Annotated in this window: 17 protein-coding genes, 1 tRNA gene and 1 pseudogene; 6 read left to right on the top strand and 13 right to left on the bottom strand. The window is 44.3% G+C overall.

Features of this window, described 5'->3' with window-relative positions:
* Window positions 1-180: 180 nt before the first annotated feature.
* The 6 genes from AC1DM9_RS18315 to AC1DM9_RS18290 form a co-directional block, all read right to left on the bottom strand.
* A complete protein-coding gene (locus AC1DM9_RS18315) occupies window positions 181-1,167 on the bottom strand; it encodes a substrate-binding domain-containing protein (protein ID WP_477551114.1) in 987 nt (328 codons plus the stop codon).
* A complete protein-coding gene (locus AC1DM9_RS18310; protein WP_477581481.1) occupies window positions 1,151-2,878 on the bottom strand; it encodes a sensor histidine kinase in 1,728 nt (575 codons plus the stop codon). The genes AC1DM9_RS18315 and AC1DM9_RS18310 overlap by 17 nt, the downstream gene beginning before the upstream one ends.
* Before the next feature lie 74 nt (window positions 2,879-2,952).
* Window positions 2,953-4,572 carry a response regulator transcription factor gene (locus AC1DM9_RS18305; RefSeq protein ID WP_477581479.1) on the bottom strand — a complete coding sequence of 540 codons (1,620 nt, stop codon included), beginning with the start codon at window positions 4,570-4,572 and terminating at the stop codon, window positions 2,953-2,955.
* 658 nt (window positions 4,573-5,230) lie between these two features.
* Entirely contained in the window at window positions 5,231-13,441 is an 8,211-nt protein-coding gene (locus AC1DM9_RS18300; protein ID WP_477581477.1) for an immunoglobulin-like domain-containing protein, read from the bottom strand.
* 730 nt (window positions 13,442-14,171) lie between these two features.
* Window positions 14,172-14,855: a DUF4367 domain-containing protein gene (locus tag AC1DM9_RS18295; RefSeq protein WP_441880832.1), complete on the bottom strand. Its 684-nt coding sequence runs from the start codon at window positions 14,853-14,855 to the stop codon at window positions 14,172-14,174.
* A complete protein-coding gene (locus AC1DM9_RS18290) occupies window positions 14,845-15,405 on the bottom strand; it encodes an RNA polymerase sigma factor (RefSeq protein ID WP_477581571.1) in 561 nt (186 codons plus the stop codon). The genes AC1DM9_RS18295 and AC1DM9_RS18290 overlap by 11 nt, the downstream gene beginning before the upstream one ends.
* A 430-nt stretch (window positions 15,406-15,835) precedes the next feature.
* On the opposite strand from AC1DM9_RS18290, the gene AC1DM9_RS18285 reads away from it, so the two are divergent.
* Together AC1DM9_RS18285 and AC1DM9_RS18280 are read left to right on the top strand one after the other, a co-directional pair.
* A complete protein-coding gene (locus AC1DM9_RS18285; RefSeq protein WP_477581475.1) occupies window positions 15,836-16,228 on the top strand; it encodes a BlaI/MecI/CopY family transcriptional regulator in 393 nt (130 codons plus the stop codon).
* Between the two features lie 2 nt (window positions 16,229-16,230).
* Window positions 16,231-17,874, top strand: a complete 1,644-nt coding sequence (locus AC1DM9_RS18280; RefSeq protein WP_477581473.1) for a M56 family metallopeptidase — start codon at window positions 16,231-16,233, stop codon at window positions 17,872-17,874.
* 222 nt (window positions 17,875-18,096) lie between these two features.
* Here AC1DM9_RS18280 and AC1DM9_RS18275 read toward each other — a convergent pair.
* Both AC1DM9_RS18275 and AC1DM9_RS18270 read right to left on the bottom strand, forming a co-directional pair.
* Window positions 18,097-18,312 (bottom strand): annotated as a pseudogene (locus AC1DM9_RS18275) (DDE-type integrase/transposase/recombinase); the annotation flags it as partial.
* A 306-nt stretch (window positions 18,313-18,618) separates the two neighbouring features.
* Window positions 18,619-19,092, bottom strand: coding sequence for a MarR family winged helix-turn-helix transcriptional regulator (locus tag AC1DM9_RS18270; protein WP_477512583.1), 474 nt, complete (start codon window positions 19,090-19,092; stop codon window positions 18,619-18,621).
* A gap of 151 nt (window positions 19,093-19,243) precedes the next feature.
* On the opposite strand from AC1DM9_RS18270, the gene AC1DM9_RS18265 reads away from it, so the two are divergent.
* The 3 genes from AC1DM9_RS18265 to AC1DM9_RS18255 all read left to right on the top strand — a co-directional run bounded on the left by AC1DM9_RS18265 (window position 19,244) and on the right by AC1DM9_RS18255 (window position 21,212).
* Window positions 19,244-19,828 (top strand): DUF3238 domain-containing protein, encoded by a 585-nt coding sequence (locus AC1DM9_RS18265; protein ID WP_477581470.1) that lies wholly within the window; start codon window positions 19,244-19,246, stop codon window positions 19,826-19,828.
* 102 nt (window positions 19,829-19,930) lie between these two features.
* On the top strand, window positions 19,931-20,515 hold the full coding sequence (locus AC1DM9_RS18260; protein WP_477581468.1) for a DUF3238 domain-containing protein: 585 nt from the start codon (window positions 19,931-19,933) through the stop codon (window positions 20,513-20,515).
* Window positions 20,516-20,585: 70 nt separating this feature from the next.
* Window positions 20,586-21,212 carry an FMN-dependent NADH-azoreductase gene (locus AC1DM9_RS18255; RefSeq protein ID WP_477581466.1) on the top strand — a complete coding sequence of 209 codons (627 nt, stop codon included), beginning with the start codon at window positions 20,586-20,588 and terminating at the stop codon, window positions 21,210-21,212.
* Window positions 21,213-21,522: 310 nt separating this feature from the next.
* On the opposite strand, the gene AC1DM9_RS18250 is transcribed toward AC1DM9_RS18255, so the two are convergent.
* Window positions 21,523-21,598 (bottom strand) — tRNA-Ala (locus AC1DM9_RS18250).
* A 43-nt stretch (window positions 21,599-21,641) separates the two neighbouring features.
* Window positions 21,642-22,124 (bottom strand): transcriptional regulator NrdR, encoded by a 483-nt coding sequence (gene nrdR / locus AC1DM9_RS18245; protein WP_053377232.1) that lies wholly within the window; start codon window positions 22,122-22,124, stop codon window positions 21,642-21,644.
* A 143-nt stretch (window positions 22,125-22,267) separates the two neighbouring features.
* Between nrdR and AC1DM9_RS18240 the strand changes: the two genes are divergently transcribed.
* Window positions 22,268-22,486 carry an alpha/beta-type small acid-soluble spore protein gene (locus AC1DM9_RS18240; RefSeq protein ID WP_053377233.1) on the top strand — a complete coding sequence of 73 codons (219 nt, stop codon included), beginning with the start codon at window positions 22,268-22,270 and terminating at the stop codon, window positions 22,484-22,486.
* A 107-nt stretch (window positions 22,487-22,593) separates the two neighbouring features.
* On the opposite strand, the gene AC1DM9_RS18235 is transcribed toward AC1DM9_RS18240, so the two are convergent.
* The 3 genes from AC1DM9_RS18235 to AC1DM9_RS18225 are packed head-to-tail and all read right to left on the bottom strand — an operon-like array spanning window position 22,594 to window position 24,491.
* Window positions 22,594-23,160, bottom strand: coding sequence for a lytic transglycosylase domain-containing protein (locus tag AC1DM9_RS18235; protein ID WP_477512579.1), 567 nt, complete (start codon window positions 23,158-23,160; stop codon window positions 22,594-22,596).
* Complete coding sequence (coaE, locus tag AC1DM9_RS18230; RefSeq protein ID WP_477512578.1) at window positions 23,157-23,753, bottom strand: dephospho-CoA kinase; 597 nt, start codon at window positions 23,751-23,753, stop codon at window positions 23,157-23,159. The genes AC1DM9_RS18235 and coaE overlap by 4 nt, the downstream gene beginning before the upstream one ends.
* Before the next feature lie 15 nt (window positions 23,754-23,768).
* Entirely contained in the window at window positions 23,769-24,491 is a 723-nt protein-coding gene (locus tag AC1DM9_RS18225; protein ID WP_477581464.1) for an MntP/YtaF family protein, read from the bottom strand.
* Window positions 24,492-24,623 lie beyond the last annotated feature (132 nt).

Below are 24,623 nucleotides of genomic sequence, written 5' to 3'. Positions count from 1 at the left end.
GATTTGATTAGACATTTAAAGGTTAGAATCCGGCCGCAAAGGCGAACACTTCGTTTCTCCAGAACGATCTTCTCGCTTCGCTTAAACTACTAGTTCAACCTATTTAGTCGTTAACAACAAAAAGACAGAGCAGGCTTTCGCCTACTCTGCCACTCTCCCATTATTCTCAATCTCGTTCATCTATTCATTTCCAACAAACGGAAACAACAGCTTCTGATTCTCCTCTTCATACATATTTTGTTTCGTTATAAGCAGTGAGCCCGTATCGATAAGCTTCGCAGCCTTCTTGCCCTTAACAACCTCCATGGCTGTTTTGATGCTGAGATAGCCCATTTGAAAAGGCCTTTGTAGCACCGTAGCATTCATGACGCCTTCATCCAAAAGCTTAATCTCGTTGAAAGAACTATCGAATCCAATCAGCTGCACTTTCCCCTTTAATCCCAGTTCCTGAATGGCTCTTCCCGCTCCAACCGTAGTCGGCTCGTTGAGACCAATAATTCCGAACACATCCTTATGCTGCTGCAGCATTTCCATAGCCAGCAAATAGGAATTTTGCTCGGAACCCTCGCCATTGTACGTACCTAGCATTTCGATTCCAGGATAATTCTCTAATACTTCATGAACGCCCTTTTCCCTGTCGATATGAGAAGCAGCGCTTTTGACATAGCTGATAATCGCTATTTTAGCCTTATCTTTGATCAAGCTTTTCATCGCTTCGCCCGCTTCTCTGCCAGCGCTGACGTTGTCCGTCGTTACGATGCTGTCGGCTGCATCTGACTTGATTCCCGAATCGACGATAATAAGCTTAATTCCGCTTTTCTTTATTTTCTCTGCGACGGGTACGAGTCTCTCGTAATCGGTCGCCGCCAATACGATTGCATCTGGCTTATTTAATATCGCCTTCTCCACAAGGGCAATTTGTTCATCAACGTCCGTTTCCGACTTTGTCCCCCATACCTGAACGTTTACATTGAACTCTTGGGCAGCTTCATGCACGCCGTCGATTAATACCTGCCAGAATTCTACCGACGTATCGATTGTTTTCAGGATGACCGTAACCTCTATCTTCTTTTTCGCAGATAATCCATTATGCCCATATACAAAAACAGCCACTGCGATGAGAAGGAGTGCAACGGCGGTTGTTACCCACTTATGACTTCCTGCCATGTCTCTCGTCCTCCAAAACTTGGCGTAATTTAGGAATACGAATATATACGGTTGTTCCCTCTCCTAGCACGCTCTGGTAGGTTAATCCGTATTGCGCCCCGTAATAAAGCTTAAGCCGTTCCTGAACATTTTGCACGCCGACTCCTCTTTCGCCCTCCGTAATGGAAGCTGGAAGATGAAGCGACTTTAATTTCTCCTCATCCATCCCATTCCCGTTATCTTCAACAATCAGAATAATGTCCGTGTCCGTTTCTTCGCAAGCAACCCGGATGAAACCAGGTCCCTGCTTCATCTTAATGCCATGATAGATCGCATTTTCAATAAGCGGCTGCATAATGATTTTGATGACCCGATATTCCTGAATGGATTCGGATATTTCGATATGATAATCCAGCTTATTTTTATACCGCATTTTCTGGATCATTAGATAATTCGTAATATGCTCAATTTCAGTTTTAATCGAAACCAGCTCCTCGCCCTTGCTGATCGATGAGCGGAAAAGCTTGGCAAGCGCCGAAGTCATCAACACAACTTCCCTAGACTTATTGCTCTCGGCCATCCATACAATGGAATCAAGGGTGTTATAAAGGAAATGAGGATTGATTTGGGCTTGAAGGGCACTGATCTCACTCTTGCGTTTTAGTTCCTGATCGAGTACCGTCTGCTGCATCAGCTCTTTAATTTTCCCGACCATCATATTAAAAGCTCTTGCAAGCCTCTGGATTTCTACCGTTTTGTGACCGGGGACATGGATATCGAAATTCCCCTTTTCCACTTCCTTCATATAGCCCTGCAATCGTTTGATTGGTTGGCTGACTCTATGAGACAAGAATAATGAAATAATAATTCCGATAATAATACAGATGATTCCCAAAACAATAATAGACAGCAGCACATTATTTTGATTTTCAGCTAATTCGCTTACATAGGAGACACCGACAATTTTCCAGCCAAACTCAGAATCCTGAACCGTATACATTCGGCTTTCGCTGCCTTGGTTGCTTATGAACGTTCCGTTTCTGACCTCCAGCACTTTATCGATCATCTCTGTTTTCAAATTACTATAAATCAATTGCTGCTGGGGATGATAGACGATTTTCCCATCTGAATCGATGATGAATAAATATCCTCTTTGGCCTAGTCGAATATCCTTGAACATGTCATTCATAACGCTGAAATTCAAATCGACCAAAAAAACGCCCAGCTTCTTGTTCCCGTTCTTGCTGACCAGTTCCCTGCTCAATGATACGACCCAAGGATACATGTCTTTAAAAATAGGCTGCACGTGAGAAGAGGAAATAACGCTTTGCCCGCCCATGCTTTTAGCGTTCCTATACCAGTTCATACTTGTAATATCGACGTTTGGATTTAGCTCGAGCTCTTTGCGGCCGGACACGAACTGTCCGCCATAACCGAAAATATTTGCTGAGCTAATATCCGTTCGGGATACCAGCATCGCACCTAGCATTTCGGAGATCGCTTCCTTATAATCCTTCTCTTCCTTTAAGCTATTAAAAGAAGCTGAGGATAAATAAGCTTGAACCGCATAATTGCCAGCCACAAGATCAGACATATACTTCATGCCGTTAATGTAGGATTTAATATTGTTGTTTACCTGTTTCACCAGCTCAGTAGTGTACGTCTGCGCTGTGGAATTGACGGAATCCTTAGTTAAGTAAAAGGAAGTAACGCTCATCATAATGCTCGTCATAATGATGAGCGCGACCGAGGCAAGCACCATATTTGTCTGAATACTAGGCAATCGCGAAAACATTCTCACTCGTATCACACTAACCCTTTTATTTTTTTATGGCGATAATCCGTTGGGGTTTCTCCCGTATGCTTCTTAAATGCGCCGCTAAAATAATGAGGATCGCTGTATCCAACTGCATATGCGATCTCATAGCTCTTTAAAGCTGACACGATTAATAACTCCTTCGCTTTCTCCATACGCAGATAGGTTACGAATTCCACGAACGTTTTACCGTTGGTTTGCTTGAATATGGTGCTGAAGTAACTTGAGCTCATCGATACGTGATAACACACCGACTTTAATGATAGCTTCGGGTCCATATAATGCAGCTTGATGTACTCTATCGCCTTCGCGACTTGGAACACGCATTGATGCTCCCGCATGCTTTTGATTGATCCGACTACTTTCGCGCATTGCTCCTTCAGCCACACTTCAACTTCACCCATCGACGCAAACTTCGTCATTTCATTCATTGGTGCTTGGTTTGCTCCGAACACTTGTGCACTGTCAATGCCCATGGCATAGAGCGTGTGCATAATCGTCAATACAATCCGTTGCAGATACATGTGGCAAATATCGAATGGAAAAGCATGTTCGCGGAACATGATGAAGATTTGCCCAATCCATTCATCCATCTCTTCCGGTGATCCGGTTTTCAGTTTCGTGACCAGTTCACTTTCCCAATCAATGAGCGACAACAACTCCGGACGCTTACGCTGCTCCATATCCCATATGCATATAATTTGATTGGTACCAATGACAAAACGATAATCAAGCGCTGACAAAGCAGATTGATTTAAACGCTGCACTTTGTCCGTTAAGCTGCATACATGTCCGATGCCTATAGAAAGCTTAACAGGCAAATAATCGGTTATCGTACTGTGAATTTCTTCAGCCACCTGCGTCGATAGATCATGCAGTTCATCCCTCTGATGACTAGAAATAATGACATGCACACGGTTTTCCCGATCTCTAAAAATAAGTGTCCCGGAACGGTCAGCTATAATTTCCTGGGCAATGTTATAAACAGCAAAACGAATAAGTTCCTCGTCGGACAACGTCTCAGGCTGGCTCCATACGAACTCGTCTACTTCTATGGCAAGCTCGATCACGAAGGAGCCGTCCCACTCTATATCAAAATAACTGAAGTTCTCATTCTTTTGTTTTTCTGTCATCGGCGAAGTCGCAAATCGTTCCAAAAAACGCTCTTTCAACAAAGGCTGGCTCTCCCTCAATTGACGCTTCAGCTGCTCGAAATCTTGCATTTGATTTCTTTCGCTGTCAAGCTCAGAACGAAGCTTACAAATGACCTGCTCAAGTTCCGCTGCCGTAACCGGTTTTAAAATATAGTCGACAGCTTGCAATTTCAAAGCCTGCTGGGCAAAATCGAAATCATCGTAGCCTGTAAAAATAATGACCTTCACTTTCGGGAAATTGGCAGCAAGCTCGCGCGTCAGCTCAATGCCGTTCATGAACGGCATTCCAATATCGGTCAACACGACATCCGGCGTTTGACGGTTAATGAAATCAAGCGCTTCCTTGCCGTCCTCGCAGCTGCCTATGCATTCAAAACCTAGTCTTTCCCAATCCATTTGATCTTCTATCGCTTCTCGAACCAGCGCCTCATCGTCGACAATTAACAACTTGTACATAAGATCTCCGCCTTGTTATCTAAGGTACTTTGCATGTTTACAACAACGATCCAAGATATTAACAGGAATATTTGAAAGCGCAATCATATTGCTTGGGTGGAAATTGTTGAAGCAGGGCATGTGGTCTATGAAGTATTCTCTTAGCTGTAGATTGAATTTAAAATAGAGGAATTGACTTTATACGAATTCCTTTAATCGTATAAGAGGAATTTGGCTATGTAAATGTAAATATATACGGAGTTAGTCGAATTTTCTCTTCTTATAAACGTATGACAAATCCAAGGTTACACGCCATTCATATATTTTGGTCGCTGCGCTTAAACTTCATTTCTTTTGTTCCATTTAACAATTTTTAAATTGTTTCTTCATTCATCCTAATCTCCGATTTATAACTTCAGCAACTGCAGACCAAACCCTCTTTTTGATTTAACATTGTTAGAAGTCCATTCAATGATGGAGTGCTGAGCGGTAAATTTTGATGCCGTGTTACTTGATGATTAGTGTTCAGGACAAGTACGCGCAGCCATTACAATAGCGCTTCAATGCCTAACCATACAAAGGCAAATAAAAAGGATGCCAGCCTTGGCTAATCGCCGCTGACATCCTCACTGGTCAAGACTCTACGATCCGCTGTCAACAATTCTGCTGACTGGTCTTCTTAATTCTCATCCAGCTCCAAAATACGGAGCAGAATTGTAATTACTTCCGCTCTGGTAGCCACGGCATTGAAGTCAAACTTGCCGCCTTCCTTGCCCTGCATAATCCCTTTTGCAGCTACTGCGCCAATCGCGCCTTTTGCCCACTCTGGCAGTTTAGCTTGGTCAGTAAAGTTTGCTGCTTTGTCCTTTTGGTCTCCCAGCTTCAACGAACGAGCAATCATAACCGCGAGCTCAGCGCGCGTCAAACCGCTATTTGGACGCAGCGTTCCATCCGCATAGCCGCTTAAAATCCCCGCTGATACAGCCTGCTCAAGCGCTTCTTTTGCCCATGGAGCAATGTCAGCTTCATCATTAAAGGCATGCTGCTTTCCATCACTTTGTACAGTCAATGCACGGGATAACATCACTGCAAATTCCGCACGGGTTACCGCCGCATTTGGCTTGAAGGTTTGATCCTTGTAGCCAACCACAAAACCTTTAGTCACTGCCTTGCGAATCGCAGCTTCTGCCCAGTGTCCGGCAATATCCTTCAATTCAACCTGGTTCTCTTGATTTTCGCCGGTGTTGCCACCGTTGTTGCCGCCGTTGTTACCTCCATTGTTACCGCCGTTGTTGTTGTCAGGCGTGGTATCAACTACTGTAATCGTCAACACCTGCGGCTGTCCTGCGCTAAACTCAAACGTTAGCTTCGCAGTACCTTTTTGTAATTTCGCCAAGTAAGCCGTCGTAAACGTGATCTGATCACTATTCACAACATAATCAGTTCCAGCCTGCAGCTGTGTACTGCCGTTCTTAATGGCTGTCAGTGTATTTCCTTTAAGCTCGAGCTTTATTGCAATTGCTTGCTGCTTGCTAGTGTTCAGATCAAATTCAGCAGCAGCTTTGCTGATTTCGCTATCCTGAACGATAGGTTTGATTTTGTTAAGAAGATCCGTCTTAACTTCGCCGTCTGCCATAATCGTAACAAAGTTGCGAGCTATAGCGTTATCGGCAGCTGATCCAGACGCGAGAGCCTTTGAAACGGCAGCGCTTGCCGATGCTTCAAGCATTTCATTGTATTTGCCTGCGCCTAAAAGATATACGTCTGTAAATGAACTTGAATTTTTTAATTGTCCACTTTCAACTTCAAAGGTGGATCTGGTGCTGTCTGACTCACGCGAGCTGTCAGATTCATTGAGCATGATTGATATTCCGATTCTTCCGTTCGTGAGCTCCGATGCAGGATTATTATGAACGGTATTAAACGGAATCTTTAAATCGTAAATCGTCGTTTTCGTATCTTCATCTCTCGTAATATTTGCTGCGATATCAGTAATCGGAGCAGTCGGTGCATTGGCGCCTGTGGGACGAGTCCAAGCCCATATTACATCTTTATTGTCATTGGTGAGCGCGAACCCCAATTCATTCCGCGTAGTACTGTTGGTTGCGGGATTGCGTAAATCAATGCCTAACTGCAAATTATCCTCTCTCCATATATTCCCTCCAGTTTGGCTATTGAAGTGCACGTCGTCTGTAACGACAATGTATGCGTATAAATTGCTGTCGTCCCATGCGAAATGCGATCCAACGCTGAGGTCTTGCGGACCATCCCACGTCCCTGAAGTGACATAATCTTTGGTGTCCATTACAAATGCCGGCGTTGCAGCACTCTTTGCCGGATTTTCTGCACCTGCAGAACTTACCTTTTCAGCGTATGCTGCGTCAAATTTTGCCGTATAAGTGTATGCTTTTCCGTCATCGAGTTGAAGCTTGAATGTGATCAGACCTGCAGCATAATACGGTAAATCTACAGTTACGGATTCGCCTGCCGCAAGCGCGTTAAATGTAATGGGAGTGAAATCTTTAGCATAAGCAGCCGGGGAAACAATTGTTAATGTTCCGGGTGCAGAGGCTCTTCCTCCGACATTATACTTAACGATGAATTGTTGTTTATCTCCGTTTTTGGTTAGGTTGAATACAAACGGTTCCGCCAATAAATCCGAGCCATATATGCCGTACGGATTGTCCGCGGGGGTGCTATTTCTCAAGCCGGATGCGTAATAATTGTTACTAAGTTCTATCGATGTGCCGCTCTCGCGCAGCATGGCATACACATTATTATTCTGGCCGTTCTTGGACGGCTGGAAGTAAGAAGTGTATACATGCGCCTTACCGCCGTGGACATCAATACCCGGATTGTTGCCAGGCAGCTGAGTAAAGTTTGCTTGCTGTAAGCGAACGACACCGTTATTTACGATTGCTCCCGCTACGGTCGGGCTTCCCCAGAACGCGCTGTTGTACAGAACAAGTTCAGCGTCTTGGTGGATTTTCGCCGTATTAGCTGCATCTCCCATTCTGACATACGCTCTATTCGGCTCCGTCGTGATGTTCGTATTAACCAATTCCGAGTTGATCGCGATTATTTTGGTGTGTTCGTCAGCGTCTTCCACATAGAGTGCGTACGTGGTTCCATCCGAACCGTGACCAATCATTGTCATTTTTCCTGGGTATGCGAATTCACCGTTCCCCAGGTCTCTTTTCAGGAAGTGTATGCCGTATACCGAACCGAAAACGAAATTGTTGAAAATCGTCTGGTCTTCCACATCGGCGAATTTGAGCGCACTCATGTATCTTTGTACGAATCCGTACAAATCGCCGGTAGGTGCCGAATATCCTTGGCCTCCCGGAAGTCTCAAAGCGTAATGTGGATTGAATTGCATATTTCTAATAAATCCGCCTTCCGCGCCTCCTCCGACCCAAATGCCTGCTCTGAGGAGCGTGCCTCCTAAATAATCAACATAGTGACCATCTGTTTTATAGGAAGCCAGATCTATTCCTTTATCCCCAATTGGGATCGTTAAATTGATTGCATATACGCCTGCGCCTTGCCCCTGTACTAAAAACGGAGTTTTTAGCGTTAGGATAGGGTTGTCGAGATTGACGCTGGTTATATTCGTTTGCGTAATGTTAAGTCCTCTGAGCCCTGCGTTTGCCTTAAGCTGAATAAGAGAATTTCCGTTTTCTCCTAGATCGCCACCAGTGTAAGCGGTAAATATCGCCGTGCCGCCGCCTTGTGTATGGTGCTGTACGTCCCATGTTCCTCTGAGTTCAACACCCTCGGGAACGATGACGGGATTATTCAGTCTATATCTTCCACCAGGTAAATAGATCGTGCCGCCGCCGTGATTAGCTTTAATATAGTCAAGAGCTTCCTGCAGCTTTGCAGATATATCTACGGTCGGTGCGTTGCCTGTTAACGAGCGCGGGAAGTCAAGTCTAAGTACTGCGCTTGATGTCGGTCTCGGGTGTACGCCAATATCTGTTTTTACGTCCTTCGGAATAGGTTCAAATAGATAATCAACATCATTAACGATTTGTACCGCGGTGTTATTACCGTCAGCCTTAACGTCAAGTTCAAGGTTATCGATGTGAGCGGCAAGGTCAGCGCTCTCGATGTTAAGGTTATAACCGGAATTTACCGATTTGAATGTTCCGAAGTTTGCTCCGAGCTGTGCATGTTTGTCTGCCTGTTTGAAATTGCTCTGACTAACTAATGCACTTCCTCGGCCCAGGAAGTTCAGCGCGTAATTGTCATATTCATCGAACGTACTATCCTCAAAGGATATCACTCCTCCTCTGGCGTTGCTTACAATCGGACCTTTAAATGCAACTCCGTTGAATTGAACAGAAGTGTCGAAACGTTCGTTGAAATATACTGCTGTGTCGCCTCCGAATTCCGAGTTCGAGAGCAGCAGACCGAAACCGTTAACGTTGTCAATGTATATACCCGTTTGACTGTCTTCGATTTTCAATCCGTAGAACTGCGCGTTCGGTGCTTCGTCGCCGCCAGGTTCTCTTCCGATCCACATCCCCGTCTTATACCCGGAAATATTTAATCCCGAGACATATTCCCAATCTGATCGGTGCATCATGAATCCAGTAGCATTCGCTCTTGTGTACGCTCTCACGTCCGATAGAGACGGTGCGCCGTCAAGACCTGAATTCGCCCAGTATTTCGGGTCAATGTCAACGTTCTCGATACGTCCGATGTCTGTACAGGTGTGAACCACGATGCCCTTGTAGAGAGCCGTCATATTGCTGTTCACAACATAATGCATTTCGCTCGGCAGGGAAATGAATCCTCCCCAAGCGTTTACAAGAGTAACGTTATCAAGCGTCACGCTGTTTCCGGTTCTCTGATAGAACGTCCACGGATACGGAATTCCTTTTATGTCCTCAAATTCCCCTGTCTTCTGACCATCTGCGTTCCTCTTTTCAACAGTGGTTGTAGCATTAATATCTTGATTCGGATACCATACTGAAAGGTTTGTTACGCCTGTGCCTTGTTCCATGTCTATGAATCTATCGGACACGTTAGCTACTTTTTTGCCGCCTGTCTGATTTTCTCTCTCGTCAGAGTCAACATACGTGTCATAATTGGCGGAGTTATGTCCGGCATAGACCGCGAGAATGGTTCCGTCAATTTTACCATCGTAATCGTCCGCATCCGGATTATCCCATTCGCCACGGAGCTGTACGCCTGCCCGCAAATTTAAAACCTGTTTATATTCGTAGGTTGTACTGCCTGTTGTGCTTTGAACGCTTATTGTGCCGGTAGTTTCCGTGTAGAACGCAAAGGTTCCCGCCGGAATATAGACAACGCCGCCGCCGTCATTATAAGCCGCATCAATCGCCGCCTGGAAAGCCTCTCTGTTATCGAAATCAACTAAGCCTTCTGCTTCTGCCATCTCTGCTGTTTTCGCACCGAAAGCGAGTACGTTAAAGTCCGATATCGCCCAATCTTTCGCGTCGTGTTCCTGAACGATTGCCGCTCTCATGTGTTTTGCGTAATCATATCGATCCGGAACTGTAAGCACAAATGTTTTAGTCTGGGTTACAGGAGCGGCTACCGGACCTCTTTTTACCGTCGCCGTGAGCGTTACCTCGCCTCCGCCGTCCGGACGGTTTGTCGGTATCACGCCTGCAGTGGTTATAAGGGTAGCAGCGGATGTCGTCCATGTAATATCCGTCATATTTTCACCCATGGACGGGAGAACTAAGTTCGTCGTCACATTTGTCTCAGAAGCATTCACGCCTTTGATTAAATTCCATGTCAGTTTATTCAACATATCGTTTACCGCTTCCTCGTCGGTTCCGGTCCCTGTTCCGCGAACGACGATATTAAATGTTTTAACAACGGGTGTTGCCGTTCCTTTGCTTACTGTCGCCGTGAGTGTTACGGATGTGTTCACTCCTTGACGAACTACTGCGCCGGTGTTGCTGTTGATCACCGTGTTATTGGTAGATGCCCACACAATGCTCGTACTCGCTGAACCCACCTTAGCAAGATTCAAATTGGTTTCTACCAGATCCTGTCTGGTATTCGTACCCTTGATTGCGTCCCAAGTCAGCGCGTCCGAAACAAGTTTTACCGCTTCTTCATCCGTTGGAGGAATTTCGGTTATTCGTATGCTCTGTATGATTGCTCCGGCTGCACCGATCCGGAAGTGCGCTCCTTGATTTTGTGCTCCTATCGCAAAATTAGCTCCGTTAAGCACACCCTTTGAAGTCACCCAAGCGTTTCCGCTTCCTGTGGCCGGAAGGCTCGCTGATCTATACGCTTCAAATCCAGAGAAACTGCCAGGATATATGGTGTTATACTGTAACGAAATACCGCCCGCTGCGCTCGGTCTCCAGTATGTGACCGCTAATTCAACCTTGTTTGCTTGCTTAAGCTTAAGATCGTCTACAATGACGTACATAAAGTTGCCGATCTTCACAGCGTTTACGCCGCTTTGAGCGACTACATCCACCGCGGTACCGCCGTCTCCGATAAGACTGACGCCTATGCCGTTGCCTTGTAGTCCTTTGTACGGTCCAGCTGGATCTCCACCGTCGCCGAAACCGCTTCCAATGGTATCGACAGCATCAAATAATTCAGAATCGTTGAAGTCAATGAACACTTCAGCAAGTTCGTTAGTCGTACTGGCTACTGTCAAATTGAAAATTTTATGAACAGGTGCTGCATTACCTTTGGTTATTTTCGCCGTAAGGGTTACGGCTTTTCCTACGTCAGGGTCGCGAGTTACACTGCCAGTTGCGGGATCTATAATACCTGCCGGTTCAGCAGTCCATGCAATAGCCGTATAGTTCGCACCGGTTGCATGAAGTGTCAACCCTGTTCTTACTTCGGATTGAATAGCATTCGAATTCCTGATCGTATCCCATGTCAGCTTATTTGCTGCGTCCGATACGGCTTGATTGTCATCAAGATGCACCACTTTAACTCTTGTATGCGTTCCTGCAAAAGGATATTGCGTATTTTGAGCCGTACGTGCGAATGTATAATAGGTGCTGCCTGTTGGTTTTGCAAATGCCGAAGTATACGTGCCTGCAATAAGAGTACCCGTCGTCCAATCGCCGGTTGCCGGAGCGTCACCGGTAGTGTTGATCGCGAACTGCACAGCCTGGCCGTTTGCAGGCGCTGCTGAGGATAACGTAACGTTGCCCGTTGTCTCAACAGCCGTGGGAATAGGTTTCGGAGAATCCACGGTATTCTGAAAACGCGGGTTCTTGATATAGATGTCGCCTTGGGGCACGGATGACCATTGCATTTGCAATCTCCCTGCCTGTACCGTGTCCAAATTAATGGGATTGAAACCATTCGGAGAATTGGCCGCTGATAATTGCGCATAAACCGTAATCCATTCATTAACCTTTCCATTTTTGATTTCGTTAACATTAAGGTTAAGACGCGAATTGGTGTCAAGATTGTTACCGCCACTTGCCATCGCGATCCAGTTATTTCCAYTGAGCTTTAAAAGGTCCGTATGTGTAACATACATATCAAAGACAAAATATTGATTCGCATAAGCTGATAAATCCTGATTGCCGCTGCTGCTAACAAAGCGGGCATCCCAAAGCCGTTCAACGCCGGCGCCTATTTTTCCAGCGCCCAACTTAACCGCGTTATTTCCGTCCGGCGCAATAGCGCTGCTTGTTCCCTCTTCTATATTAGGAAAATACGTCGCAGCCCGGGCGTTGACCTCCGCCGGCACGGCTCTCACCGTCAAGGTAAAAGTTTGTGTAGCACTTGCATTGCCCTTGGTAATTGTCGCCGTGAGTACGACGGTTTTGTCTACTTCTCTATTCAATAAACGATTTACGCCTCCGGTGCTGCTTATTGCCGCATTGTCCGAAGACCAGGCTACGTTAGTTGTTCCTATTGCTGTCGGAAGGCTAAGTTGTGATTTTACATCGTTATTCGAAGTATTACTGCCTTTAATCGCATCCCATGTCAGAGACGCCGCCGCCTCATTAACCAATGTTTGTTCATCAATAGACGTTACCGTAATTCTTGAAGATGCGCCGATGAAGTTGTAACTGTTGTCTGCTTTCGCCCGCGCGAATACATAATAAGTCTGCGCTGAAGGCAATGTGGCAAATTGATGAGAATAAACATTATCGTTTTTACTTCCATCCACCCACCCGGATGCGGGAGCGATCCCATCTTCGCTTATTGCAAACTCAACAGCTTGCCCGCTAGCCGGTGCGTTCGCAGTTACTGTTTTTGTTGCTACATCAAGTGCGGGAGCCGTTGACGGTGAAACCGGTACGCCTAGCGTACTTTTCTGGAAACGCGGGTTTTTTATGAAAACGTCAGTGCTAGGGACACTAGTATCCCATTGCAGATGCATGGCTAGTCTGGTCACCTTGTCTAACCAGGCGTCATTGAAATTCCCGGCTACGGCACTTGACGTAGATAACTTCGTATAGACCGTCGCCCATGTGCCCACTGCAGCATTTGTGACTCCGCTCAAATCAAGCTGGAGACGAGAATCGGCGTTGAACTTATCCGCAGCGGGATTACTGTCGCTTACGATGACGAGCCAGTTATTGCCTAGCATATTTTTAAAGCTCGCATTTGGAATATACATCTCGAAAACGAAGTATCCGTCCTTGTAAGCGGATACATCTTTTAGAGGCGCTACGCTTGGCGTGAAGAGGTTATCCCAAGGCCCCCCGCCCTTTGAGGTTCCGGTGTTTAAACTCCACGCTTTCTGTCCGTCTGGCGCATCGGCGTTTGTCGCCGTATTACCATCTGCGCCTGCATTTACGGTCAAAAGAGATACATCATCTCCCCATGCCGCGCTGACTGCCATAAGCGGAGAAAACAAAGTAAATAGCATCGCTGTCACAAGTAAAGATGCTAATAATCGTCTTTTTTTCATTCTCAAATTTCCTCCATATATCCTATTTTTAGGTTTTGAAGAGTTCCCATAACTCTTTCAAACTTCTTCACTTAAATACTAAATTCAAAACTTTCTATGATTTTATGTAGTGCACAAAAAAAGTGATCCTTTACACCCAATATGAACCCCTMATGTGTGGCCTGACAACACTTTCCCGCTTTTATGCTGGCTGCCGCATCACCTCTACTATTCCATATGTCTAGTCTTGTAAATGCGATCCCGTCCACAATTGACCCGATGTTAGCGTTTTCACGAGCTCAAAAAAATAACAAGATTCAAAGAGCGATAAGCGTACGTGCAAATAACGTAATCTCACTACTTCTTTTAACCCTGTAATAAGTTCCCGGAACACGATTTGTATATTGGGGACTTATCTTATCATACGAGTGTTGCAATAAAGTTCCAATGAGGTAGTCTTATCCTTTACAGGGGCAATATTAATTTAAGTAGATTGCATTCAATCTTGATTCCAATCCTAAATTTCATTTCCTCCTGTAATCTTATGAAGCAAATAGGCTTCACCAAAAAAACCACTTCAGATGAAGTGGTTTGAATTAATTGTTTGGAGGTGCCTAGGGCGACCCTCACCCCTGACCTCATATCTGCCAGTGATATGCTCTCTCGTGTGGGGCTATTACACTACCCCAATTTATCTAGCATTCGACGGGTGGGGCGTTCCATTCATTCACGATATACACGCATCAACTCATTAAGGCTCCACCGATTCGGCTACCTTCATAGCCTCGTCGCCCGAAATCGGACCGGACACGCCATACTGAATGCCGTCAACCACCCAGAACAGCTCTGTGAACTCGGCTTGCTCGAAAATTAAGCCGTCCGCTCCACCCACTTTGGTCTGTGTGAACAGGTCTGTCGGGAACGCTGCCGGCATGCGGCTCGCGCTGAACGTCACCGTCTTATCACCCGAACCGTATGTGAAGTTTAAATCTCTGAGCGGTTGGTCCTTCATTCCCACGCCGACGATCTCAGCCAGCTTGAAGCCTTCCGGGGCGACTTGAGGAACAAGCACACCGGAACCGAAAGCTGCTTTCGCTGCCTCCGCCGTTCCTAACGGAGTTGTAATCAATTGGGACAACTCCGAACCTGTGGCTCCTCCGTTTCCGGGCAGCACGATTTCCGACGAATTATCCGTTGGCGTCGGGACTGCGGCGGGCTCTTGCAGCATCGGCAATCCCGCCACTATGACGACTGCCGCGACCAGCGCTGCCGCTCCTGCAAGCCAGGCTTTCGGAAGAACGAATCGGCGGCGGCCTCTCGCTTCCGCGGCGGCTTGTTTCCTGATCTTCTGTTTAACGCTATCGCTCAATTCCATTTTAGAAAACAACATATCATCCGACTCCTTTTGCAAATGTTGACGTAAATTACGCTCCATGTCCGTCATCGGTTGTCTCCTCCTTGCGCATTTCCCGAGCCAACGCCTCGCGCGCCCGGTGCAGTCTGTTTCTCACGGTACCCTCGGGCGACGACGTCGCTTTCGCAATTTCCCGTGTGTCCAAGTCCAGATAATAATATAAATACAAAGCCTCCTGATACGGCAGAGGCAGACGCAGCATATGCCGCAAAATCTCGCTTTTCTGCAATCTTTTAAGCGCTTCTTCTTCTACGTTGAATATCCGTCCCCGCTCCATCAGGCTGGGATCGGTCGGCTGTTCCGTAAACATCCGCACGCCCATCTTGTCCCGGCAAACGTTGATAGCGATCGTCGTCAACCAGGTTTTAACCGCGCTATCTCCACGAAACGAGTTCCAGTTGCGATAAGCGCGAAGAAATACCTCCTGACTGATATCCTCGGCAAAATGCCGATCCCCGGTATAAAAATAAGCGGTGCGCATGATCGTCGAGCTAAAGCTTTCCATCAGCTGCTCTAGAGCTTGCGTGGGATCTTTCGGGAAATTTTCCTTGTTATTCGAGCCGGCCGGCATCACTGAATCATCACCTCCACCTATTAGACGGCCTGAGCGCATTTTTCGCTGCACTTCGCTTTAAATCTGACAGTCCAATAAGAATTTCGCCAATTTGAGCTTAATTCCCCATACTCCTTCTTGCTTGAATTTAAAACGATAAAAGCCACATGTACAGCATGCCTGATGATGCGGATTTTCGACTTCATCTTTGGTTTAAAAGATCCCCAATATCCGTTTATACTAACACTATTTTCTCTAGATGACCTCTTCGCTGCCAACGATGCGATCTCCCACCTAGAGGTATTACACATCATAATTATTATTATTTTCTTAGTTATAGGAAGTGAATGGTACGAGATGTTCGTTGACACAATAGGACTACACGTGTAGTATATGAGTTGTAGGCCTATAATTGTGATCCTTTTACATGTAACGGGAGGTTTCGAGTATGACAAAATTACCACAAATCACAGATGCAGAATGGGAAGTTATGAAAATCCTCTGGGCGAGGAAGGAATGTCCATCCAGCGAAATTGTTAAACAACTAACGGAAACAATGGACTGGAGTCCGAAGACGATTCGTACGCTGCTTAACCGTCTGGTGCAGAAAGAAGCGGTTGGAATCAACAAAGACGAATCTCGACGAGCCCAAATGTTTTATCCATTGGTTTCAGAAAATGAGTATTTGCAAAATGAAACCAAAAGTTTTTTGCAAAAATTGTACGGTGGAGCCATTAAACCGATGCTTGCGAACTTCCTTCAGGAGAAAAAACTGACGGAACAGGAAATCAATGAGCTGAAACAATTATTCGATGATAACAAATCGAAGACAGGCAAATAGCCATGACATATGTGCAGATGTATATGCAGTTTTTTTTCGACTGGGTGATTCGCGCTTCGTTGATGGCAAGTGTGCTGGTTGCTCTCATTGTCATGATCAAATGGATGCTCAGAAACAAGTTGCAGCCGAAGTGGCATTATCTCCTATGGTTTCCTGTTGTCATTCGGCTCGTATTGCCTTGGGCGCCAGAAAGCTCGTACAGCGTATACAATCTATTGCCAATGAAGCAGCAGTTGTCTAATGAATCCCTTTTAGGATCGCTCGATGATATTTCCAATCTTTATGAACGAAAGAATCAGTTGAAGGACAACGTGGATTCACCGAGCGAATGGACACTCAAAGATCCATCCGATGTCATAGTTCATTCCTCTGCGAATGTTCCTGAAAAACAAGTCCTTGCAAAGCAATCGTTTGTGGATCTATTATCCAAAATAACGCTGCGAGACATCCTGTTGTTTGGTTGGTTGCTAGGGGTCATAATCTTGAGCCTTGTAACCCTTATAGCCAATATCAACGTGTATAGTCGAATTAAAAAACAGCCCAATGTAACCCATCCGGCGGTATTACAAGTATTCGAGCAATGCAAGCGCCAAATGTCGGTCAAACAACCGATTCTTCTGACCGTAACAGATGCAGTGCCGAGTCCTGCGGTTTATGGGTTTATGAAACCAAGGATTTTATTATCCAGTTCGTTGATTCGTTCGATGGATGCCGATCAATTCCGTTATATTTTCAATCATGAACTGGCACATATCAAGCGCAGGGACGTTGCGATGAATTGGCTCATGCATGTTCTGGTTATTTTACATTGGTTTAATCCGATAATGTGGGTTGTCTACGCACGAATGCGAGCAGATCAAGAGGTAGCCTGTGATGCATTAGCCTTGTCCTACATCCATGCTGAACACAAAGCAGCTTACGGCCAGACGATCATTAATTTATTGGAGCATTATGCAGGAGCCCGGAGATATCCAGGTTTGGTCGGATTATCGGGTAATTACAAGCATCTCAAGAGGAGAATACTCATGATTAAACATTTTAAGAAAAATTCTATGCGCTTATCTGTATTAGGATTAGCAACGCTATTAACTGTCTGCTCATTCTCATTAGTAAATGCTCAAGGGAATACCCAATCAAATGAAACAGTGGAAGTGGTAAAGCTATCGAAGCCTGGAGCCGGCCAAATCCAAAGCCTGACAGTCAATTCTGCAGAAGAAGCTACTCTCGTATTGCAGAAGTATTTTAACCTGACTGGATTTTCACTTATAAAAGATGAGAGAGAAACTGCCACTTATGTAACCGCAGACGACAGTATGCGTGTATGGGTTGGTCAAAATAATAAAATAATTGGTATTAATGATATGAAGGCAGCTAAAGAATCAAACAAAAGCAATGAAATACAAAAAGAACAATGGATTTCAATAGACCAAAGTAAAGAGAAAGCGACTCAATTGGCTCAACAATTCTTGGACGTTAGTGTTCAAGAAGTACAAATTACAACAACAGAACATAGCTACGCCAATGACTCACTTGTTTTATTTGAAATTAGACCTTCTTCCGAGGGCAATCTTACTAGCGATGGCCGGTTTCTTATAACAGTGGACCGATCCACTGGAGATATTACAAATATTAACCCTTTTCTGTGAATGAGCTGAACGATTAGAGGCTATCAACTTCTACCGCAGGGCCTTAGGGCACCAAATGGGCAATCGGAGAACGATAGTTAAATAACCAGTGCAGCAGTCTGAACAAGACCCCATTCTGTAGACAATAAAAAAAACCTATGCTGCATGGTCAAACACCGATTTTGTAGACATTGAAAAAAAGCCCTAGGAAACAAGCTGGCGACGGTACTCAACCGGAGTCAGCTTGTTAAATACCTTTTCAAACGTTTTTAAAACCAACGGATTTTCATTGTTGAAACTCATGTGATAAGCAATAATTTCAGTATTAAACAAATCCTTAATTACGGACAGGTAAATCTTCTGATCGAACACGCGGTACTGAGTAATATCCGTGACCCATTTCTGATTGGGTTTGTCGGCTGTAAAATCACGATTAAGTTTATTCTCCGCTACACGTCCTGCATACGGCGCCCTCTATTATCCATAAGCCTGAACTCTCCGAGTTGCTTGTATTTACGCATCCATATCTTAATCTGACCTTCATCTTCAATCCCCAATACCTTTATTATCTCCCTTTTTATTTTGCCACCTAGCTTTAGCTCGATTGCTTTTAGCTTGGTCTCCTAACTGTAACGTTTAAACTTCTGTCCTTTTGTAGCCAATGCCAAACGCCCCCTAAAATAGTTTAGATTAACCCAGGTTTTTTTCTAATGTCTATTTTTGGGGGTGCAGTTCCATCATAGGAGAGGTTTTAATTTTCTATGATTACCAGACAGGTCTTACTCTTGTTGGTAAATTACCTTCATTTGCTCCATAAATTAATTTTGATAAATCTTCTTTGAGCATTTGCAGTCGTTCTGCTCCAATGTTTTCAATCCAACGTTGCTCAATCTCAGTTAGAATCTTCTCTTTTGCTTTCACTACTAACCAACCTCGTTCGGTCAAAATAATAATTTTCCCTCTATTATCAGTGGGATGAGCTTTGCGTATTACATAACCACATTGCTCGAGATAATCCACCATTTTACTCACAGCTTGCTTTGTAACTCCTAAATATTCGGCTAGTTCTATACCTGTTGCTCCATTAGGATTGATACATTTAAACATAAAACCATGTACAGGTCTAATATCATCAAATCCCAATTCACTCAATCTGTTATGTAGTTCATTAATCGATACACTAAAAGATAATGACAAAAGGGATGTAAGATCTAATTCACTAAAAAATTGATTATTCATACATATTACCTCCTTAAATAAAGTCAACTAGGTTGACTTTGTTCAGAGTTCATTGTACTATGCGTAATATAGTCAATCAAGTTGACTATATTACGATTGTGAAAGAAATAGAATTCACCGAGACAAAATTAATAAATTATGGAGGGTTCTCATGGCTAATATCGTTAAAATTAGAGGAAGTGTATTTGCACCGTATGCTTGGTTGGAACCTATTAAAGATCCTTCAACTGGAAGGATCTTCGAATATACGGGTGATGCACGCGAATTTACACCTTACGCTGTAAATACAATGAGATCAAGAATAGAGCAAGAGGTGATTATTGATTTTTATAAAAAAGAAATTTTCACATTTGCAGATGCTTGTATTACGACTGTGAAAATTACAAATCCAGACGGTTCTATCGAACATAAAAAAGGAAAAACAAATACACAAAACATTGTATGTACGAATGTTATGTGGGGAACTGATGATGTTTCTTTTGAAATGAGGGCAAGTGCCAGCAATCCTTTGAATACAGCAGCACCTGCAGCTGACTATGTATTAACTATAAACGTTAACAAAAGTGGGGATGCACATATCGAAGGTTTCCATGATGGGTTCCCTTGCTATGAATTTTATAAACAAACAGATTTCGGTCCATTTGAATTCATATATACACATGATTTCAGAAAAACTGGTGACACTCCAGCAGCGCTAGCTGGGGAAATGGAATACAATTTCAAAGCGACACTCTAGATATAAATATTAAGTAGAAGATTGCAAACAGCAAATATTAAAGGAAAAGCAAGCATTTAACCATACGAAAAATAATATTAAACATTACAGAGGTGTATTCTCATGACTACTATCGTTAAAGTTAGAGCAAGTGTATTTATTCCAACATCTTGGACTGAACCTAGGAAAGATATTCAAACGGGTAACACAATCGAATTCGAAGGTGACTCACGTGAGTTTACACCTTATGCAGTAAACACTTTGCGTTCAAGAATTGAACAAGAAGTAATTGTAGATTTCTACAAAAAAGAAATTTTCACATATGTGAATACTGGCATAACAACAGAAAAAATCACAACTCCTGATGGTTCCATTAATAAAAGATCAGGAAAAGCTAGTACGGAAGGCATTTTGTGCTCGGATATTATATGGGAGTCAGACAAGGTCAAATTTCAAATGAGTGCAAGTGCTAGCAACCCATTAAATGTATTAGCACCTCCTGTTGACTATCTATTAACTGTACTTGTCAAAAAAGATGGTATTGTCGACATTCAAGGGGAACACGATGGATTCCCTTGTTATGAATTTTATAAGCAAGTAAATTGGGGTCCGTTTGAACAAATTTATACTCATGATTTCAGAGAAACTGGTGATACACCTGCAGCTATGGGTGGGGATATGGAGTATAGATTCAAAAAGATATTGTGAACCCAATATGATGAACTTTTTAGTAATTAAAAATAAAACACCTTAGAGTAGTGAACATCAGGAGGAACAAATGACAACAGTTTTATTCGTAAAAGCAAACAATCGCCCAGCAAATCAATCGGTCAGTGTAAAATTATATGATGCATTTTTTGCGAGTTACAAAGAATCGCATCCAAATAATAAAATAATAGAGCTTGATTTATACAAGGATGAATTGCCATATGTAGGCGTAGATATGATTAATGGCACTTTTAAAACAAGTAAAGGACTTGCGTTAACAGCAGAAGAAGCAAAAGCAGTAGCTGTTGCTGATAAATATTTAGATCAATTCCTTGCTGTTGATAAAGTTGTGTTTGGTTTCCCATTATGGAACCTAACAATCCCAGCTGTGCTACACACATATATTGATTATTTAAACCGAGCAGGTAAAACATTTAAATATACACCAGACGGTCCAGTAGGACTTATGGGGAATAAGAAAATTGCATTATTAAACGCTAGTGGCGGTGTATATTCTGAAGGACCAAAAGCTGACGTTGAAATGGCTGTTAAATATGTAGCAAGTATGATGAGCTTCTTCGGAGTAAATGATATAGAGACAATTGTGATAGAAGGCCACAATCAATTCCCAGAAAAAGCAGAAGAGATCATTGCGAATGGTCTTGAAAAAGCTCTTAAAGTAGCAAGTAAATTCTAACTAGTAAAACAATTATCACTGAATATGGCAGTATCAACACTTTTATAGTGGTGGTACTGCTTTTTTATTGGCTTTTCTTACTACTTTCCTTCGATGCCCACTCATTTCATTACGTCCGCACGGACTGAACCCTGGGGGATCGAAATTCTGATTATATTTTCACAGATATTATCCGTATGAAGCAAAGCATAGCGGTAATTTCGATGCCGTGCTCCTACACTGACGCTTCGTGCGCGCGATCTGCCCCTTGCTAGGCTCCACCAAATAATAAAAAAACCACTTCAACAGAAGTGGTTTGAATGGTTTATTATGGTGGAGCCTAGGGGGATCGAACCCCTGACCTCATCGCTGCCAGCGATGCGCTCTCCCAGCTGAGCTAAGGCCCCAAATGACGACAAGATTGATCTTAGCACAGGGTCGTCAAAACTGTCAATCTTTATCTATCATACCATTGAGCGGGTGTTTGGACAGCAAATTATTGAGCTCCTTCATGAACATATCGATGTCCTTGAATTGGCGATAAACAGATGCGAACCTGACATAAGCTACCTCATCTACAGGATAAAGCTCGTTCATAACGATTCCACCAATATCGCTGCTATCAACCTCGGCATGTGCCGTTGTGCGCAGCTCCTTCTCAACCTCGGATACGATTACCTCTAGACGCTCCACTGGTACCGGACGCTTCTCGCAGGCGCGGATAAGACCCCGCAATATTTTGTCACGGCTGAACTCTTCACGGCTGCCATCTTTTTTGATGACGATCAGAGGCGTCTCTTCAATCATTTCGAATGTCGTGAAGCGGCGGCTGCACTTTTCGCATTCACGGCGGCGACGAATGGATTTGTTTTCGTTGGCCGGTCTGGAATCTAATACTTTCGTTCCGGCATAGTCGCAGTATGGGCATTTCATGATGCGTATTGCCTCCTTTCTTAGTCGCTTKAGCCTCAAAAATGGACTCTTCGAAAAAAAAATTTAATTTCCATGTAATTCCTGTAATGAAGTTCAGATTTTTGCACATAATACTTTTACCAACCGCAAGGAGGTGAACATACATGAGCGCATCCCGCAGCAGTAACCAATTGGTAGTGCCACAAGCGACAGCTGCCCTTGACCAAATGAAATATGAAGTTGCTCAAGAGCTAGGCATCGCAATTCCGCAAGACGGATACTACGGCAACATGGCTACAAAAGACGCAGGCTCCATCGGGGGATACATTACCCGTCGCCTAGTGCAAATTGCCGAGCAATCCCTTGCTGGTCAATACAAATAATGATTCATTAAAAGTTGTATGAATAACCGAAGCTTTGGCAGGGCTCGTCCATGAAGAGACGAGCCTCCAAGGCTTCATTTATTTTCGTTATCGTTAAGGATCATCCATTAAAGACTCGGATATAAGTCCTTATACTTATTATAATAGTAAATGACTCGCTGCACATAGTGTCTAGTTTCTCCAAACGGAATTTCTTTAACCGATTCGATCGTTCCATCCCAAGTCCCCGAGTCAAGCCACTTGCGAACATTTCCTGGACCCGCGTTGTATGCAGCAATTGCAGCTATCTTATTTTGATCAAATTGTTGATTAAGAGATCTTAAATACCACGCGCCAACCTCAATGCTAACGTCTGCACGATTCATAAGCATATCATCCGTTACGGCTTGAAATCCTGCTTTTTGAACGACCCATGCAGCCGTATCAGGCATAATTTGCATTAAGCCCAGTGCACCCTTCTTCGATTCCTTGCCTGTCTGAAAATTGCTTTCACTGCGAATAATCGCGGCCACTAAATGCGACTCAATGCCATAGTTAGAAGCACTTGCACGAATGTCTTCTTTGTAATGAACCGGATACATCCACTCCGCAAGCCAATCTGATTTGAGAAATAAAATCGTCAATAAACCAAGCAGCAGGACGAGCAGCACCCTTTTCTTTTGGAATACCCTCATGGCATACACTTACTTTTCCAAAATTCATCCAGCTGACGCTTCGTCTCCTCCAGCGATCCGCTGTTATCGATGACCCAATCCGCTTTCAGTCTCTTTTGCTCAATATCCATTTGCAGTGCGATGCGCCGGCTTGCTTCTTCTTCAGGCAAATGGTTTCGTTCCATTAAGCGCTTTTTCTGAAGCTCAGCGGGTACATATACGACCAATATGCCTTCGTACAGATGCTCCTGCTTCGTCTCGTATAGCAGCGGCACGTCAGCTACTACTAATCGTTCTGGATACTGCTCTGCGTAAGTATGTATGGTTTGCTGCATCCGCGCCCGTATAGCTGGATGGGTTATGGATTCAAGCTTTGCTAGTGATTGTTTATCGCGAAACACAATTTCGCCGAGAGCTTTGCGGTTAAGAGAACCGTCCGTTTCAAGGACAGCTTGTCCAAACGTAGAGGCGATTGCCTCTAATGCTGGTTCCCCGGGAAGTACAACCTCCCTTGCGACTTGATCGGCATCGACCAGCAGCGCACCGCGTTCGACGAGCATGTTTGCGATTGTGCTTTTGCCGCTGGCAATACCGCCGGTTAATCCGATTATCATCCTTTTCACCTCAAATTATAACAGCTTCATGATTCCGATTATGATTAATAATATGCCTGGCAGCATAGCTAATGTCTGCATGCCTTTCCAAGCGGAGAAACGAAAGCCAAAACGGATACCGCCAACAAGAAAAATAGCACTTGCCGCCGCTATCGTTAAAGCCGTAAGTAAGGAAGGCAATCCGATCAACGCAGCCCCAAGTCCAGCTCCAAATGCATCAAGTGATAATGCAAAGCCAAGCATGACGGCCTCCGATGCAGAGATGGTGCCTGATTTATCGACGTCAGCCGACTGTGGCGTGCGCAAAATCTGAATAACGAGCCCTAGACGCTTCAGCTCTACCATAACGACAAGCGCAGCACTCGCGATCTCTCCGGCATGTGTTTTTGCGCCAGCTTCTGCCGAAGCAGCACTTTCTTGTACTGCGGTTTCTACGTGCTCATGCCTCACATCATCCTGCTGCTGTTTGTTTCGTCTAAGCTGCAATAGCGCCCAGACACCAATCAGCATGAGGACACATGCGCCAATGAGACGCGCAACGAATTCAGACAGGAACGTGGTTATCAATCCGCCAACCTGCATGGACAAATAAATAATAATACCAGAGCAGCAAGCAATAATCAGTATTGACACGATCGGTATGCGGATCCTCCGCAAACCGTAAGTAACGCCAACACCAAAACCGTCTACGCTAACAGCAACAGCAAGAACTAATAGTGAAACTACATGCGCGAACAATGTTTTAGTCCCTCCCCGCACAGCGGCGATCCGGCTTACAAGAAGCTGTAAGTAGACATCCGCCTATTGTTCGTAACACACTTATCATATGCGGGGAGTATTTGACTGTGCATGCTGGTTAACATTTGCTGC

The sequence above is a fragment of the Paenibacillus sp. 01T431 genome (assembly GCF_056398625.1).
This window is presented reverse-complemented; position numbering and strand designations above follow the sequence as displayed.